Source organism: Erwinia sp. PME.40.26/001, assembly GCF_055556675.1.
In genome coordinates this window covers 1-232 of record NZ_JBVHNP010000466.1, presented here as the reverse complement: position 1 = coordinate 232, position 232 = coordinate 1, and the positions used below count along the sequence as shown (strand labels likewise).

Here is a 232-nt window from a genome sequence, read left to right as displayed (position 1 = left end):
CGTGATCGAGCATCAGCCGCTTGACCTCGCGATTGCCGGCGCCGCCCCAATGCGAACGGGCGAGAAAGGTCCAGCCGATCTCGATCTCGCTCTTGTCGGGGTCGTGCTCGTAATAGCGGCTGGAGCCGATCACCTTGCCGGAGGCGCGATCGACGAAGGCGAACGCCATCTTCGACTTGACCGCGTCGTCGAAGAAGGTGCGGAATTTCGGCTCGGTCCAGCGATCGGGGAC

The 232-nt window shown here is 63.8% G+C and carries 1 protein-coding gene; it reads right to left on the bottom strand.

Translation table 11 applies throughout. The features are described 5' to 3' along the window. Positions 1-232: GNAT family N-acetyltransferase (locus ACZ3HG_RS24995; RefSeq protein WP_465335259.1), on the bottom strand; the 232-nt coding region annotated here is incomplete at both ends.